The sequence below is a fragment of the Desulfovibrio sp. 1214_IL3152 genome (assembly GCF_036763055.1).
In the GTDB taxonomy this organism is placed as follows: domain Bacteria; phylum Desulfobacterota; class Desulfovibrionia; order Desulfovibrionales; family Desulfovibrionaceae; genus Desulfovibrio.
Window position 1 is genome coordinate 1 of the sequence record NZ_JBAIYW010000178.1, and the last position, 2,878, is coordinate 2,878.

General features: G+C 55.9%; 2 protein-coding genes. Both read right to left on the reverse strand.

Annotated elements, in window-relative coordinates; all coding sequences use genetic code 11:
* Positions 1-296: 296 nt before the first annotated feature.
* Positions 297-1,082, reverse strand: a complete 786-nt coding sequence (gene flgG, locus V6C07_RS03740; RefSeq protein WP_333535027.1) for a flagellar basal-body rod protein FlgG — start codon at positions 1,080-1,082, stop codon at positions 297-299.
* Between the two features lie 228 nt (positions 1,083-1,310).
* On the reverse strand, positions 1,311-2,108 hold the full coding sequence (locus V6C07_RS03745; protein ID WP_333535028.1) for a flagellar hook-basal body protein: 798 nt from the start codon (positions 2,106-2,108) through the stop codon (positions 1,311-1,313).
* Positions 2,109-2,878: the final 770 nt, after the last annotated feature.

A 2,878-nucleotide genomic window follows, 5' to 3' on the forward strand; every position in this document is an offset into this window, starting at 1 on the left:
CTGCGGCACTCCACCTGCGGCCTGCGCGGTTGCCGCCTGCCACAGGCAGACAAGGGCCAGGACAAGCACTACGCCCCACAATGCGGCCAGGGCCGGAGCTTTCTTGCGCCCCATGCCGTCTGCCGCCCGAGAAATAGATGCCGCCTGTGAAATCATGCCTGCCTCCGTGACACTGGACCATTTGACACGCAAAATAGCCGCTTAACGGTGAGCAAAGCTCACCTGTTCATATTTCGTAATCAGGCCTTGCCTGCAGACTCTTGCAAAACAGATCACTCATTTCATCCGCTACCGCGTTAGCTGCGCTTGAGCTGTACAGCGATGCCCAGCATGGAGTCCGACGTCTGGATGGACTTGGAGTTCACCTCATACGCGCGCTGCCCCACGATCATGTTGACCATTTCGTCCACCACTTCCACGTTGGACATTTCCAGAAAGCCCTGCGCCAGGGTCCCTACGTTATCGGTTCCGGGAATCCCTTCCACCGCCTCGCCCGAAGCTTCGGTGGGCGTGAACAGGTTGCGCCCGCGCGCATCCAGGCCGGCATAGTTGATGAAGGTATACAGCGGAATTTCCGCTCCGCCGATTTCCTGTCCCTGGGCGTCGAGGGCGGCGATATGACCGGAAGACGATATGGAAATATTCTTTGTTTCCGGCGGCACGGCAAATTCCGGCTGCAGGATGTAGCCATTGGCCGTGACCACCACGCCGTCCTGATTCAATTTGAAGGAACCGGCGCGGGTGTACATGAGTTCGCCGTTCACATCGACCTGAAAAAAACCGTCGCCTTCAATGGCCACGTCCAGCGTATTGCCGGTATTCTGAAAATCGCCCTGCGTAAAAAACTTGTGTACGGCCGTGGGACGTGTGCCCATGCCCACCTGGATACCCACGGGCAAACGGTTGTCGCCCTCGGTGATGGACCCGGCCATGCGCATGGTCTGGTACATGAGGTCTTCAAACTCGGCGCGGCTTTTCTTGAAGCCCGTGGTATTGACGTTAGCCAGGTTGTTGGAAATAACGTCAATATTGAGTTGCTGTGCCACCATGCCGGTGGCCCCAGTCCAAAGGGAACGCATCATAAAGGTTTCTCCTTGTTCCAGCGGCAGACCTGGAGCGGATCCGTTGTATCCGTAGCCAGCGCTTCAATGCGCCGACGCGGTTTTTTAAAGCTTCATACGATTAAAATACATTTCAGTCAGTTATACAGCCATTACCGAGACTCTGAACCGGCAGTCGCACTGTGTTTGCGCCTTCGTGACAGACGCCTGCACGAGCCGCTGCCAGAGCAATTTCAAAGTGAAACGGTTCTAGCCCTGACGCCGCCCGACTTTTTCGGTTGCGGCGCGATCCAGCGTGTCCGAGGTCTGCATGACTTTCTGGTAGGCTTCGAACTGGCGCTGCACCTCGATCATGTTGACCATTTCCGGCACGACTTCCACGTTGGCGGCTTCGGTAAAGCCCTGCTCGATGCGGCCGCCCTCCAGATAGGCGTTGCCCTCGGCCACGGCCACGTTTTCACGCGGACGGTAAAGGTTGTTGCCCATTTTTTCGAGATTTTGCGGATTGTCCACGTTGACCAGCGCGATCTGCCCCAACACGTCGTTGTCAGCAATGACCTGCCCGTCGCCGCTTATCTGGATGTGGCGCACGCCTTGCGGGATAACAATGTTTCCACCGCCCTGGGCCTGAAGGGGATAGCCCTGAGGGGTCATTATTGTGCCGTTTTCCGACAGCACAAAGGCTCCGTTGCGCGTAAGAAAATCTCCGGTGGGTGTGGCAACGCGAAAAAAGGCATTTTCTCCGTTGATTGCCATGTCCAGAGGATTCCCCGAATACTGCATGGACCCTTGGGCAAAATCTATCTTGGATACGGCAAGGCGCACCCGCGAGGCGTTAAGCGGCTCGGGAAAAAGCGGCTTGGACTGAAGATTCATGAGTGGCTCACGAATCTCGTCAAAGGCGTAGGTTATCATGGTGTCCTTAAAGGCCACGGTATCGCGTTTGTAGCCGCGCGTATTGGCATTCGCCAAATTATTGGCGATGAAATTCATGCGGTGTTCTGTGGTGAGTGCGGCAAAAAGACCGCTAAACATGCCGGCTTGCATGTGCTTCTCCTTGGTTGGCGGGCGCGCTGATGCGGATGCGCGGCCATCGTCTCCTTGGGCCTGCGGCCCCATGCCCGAATTTATGCAAAGTGCGGGCCAAAAAAAGCCCCCGCACAAAGCAGGGGCCATCTGGCATAAGGATGTTTTTACCGATACTGCGCAAAAAGAAAAACAAAACAGGCCGTTTTTTAAAAAACCGCGCCCGCCCAGGCATGATGGGACTCAATAGAGCATTCAGAGCATTTCAATTTTGAAAATAGACATTCTCAAAGTTAACGGGGCGCTCGCTCCGATGCTTAGATGCGCAAGCAATTAGGACAGTTAACACTTGAAATGCTCGCTTACGGCAGGCAAAATCCTGCCTTCTCGCATTTCGTGGCAAGGATTTTCAAGAAAATCCTTGCAGAGTAACTAATTTCATTCGCCAACTGCTCTAGCCTTGTTCTCTTCAGTCGTAAGCCCTTCGGGCAACGGCTGAAGCTGCGCTTGCACCTTAGCGGCGGGCGACTGATTGCTTTTCGTGGCAAGGATTTCCTGAAACCCCTTGCAGCGCGGTTAACTCATTTCATTCGCCAACTGCTCTGGAGCCGGATTTGCTTGAGCCGGGCTGGAGCCGGGCTGGGCAGGACAGATTTGATAAAGCCGGACTCGCTGATGGCGTTGCGCGGCGCGGAGGGAGATCACCGAGCAACGCGAGGAAGCTCCCGCAGCAGAGGCCGCGCAGCCCTCGCAAGCTCGGGACAGTTGAAAACCTCCGGGGTGGTCCGGGG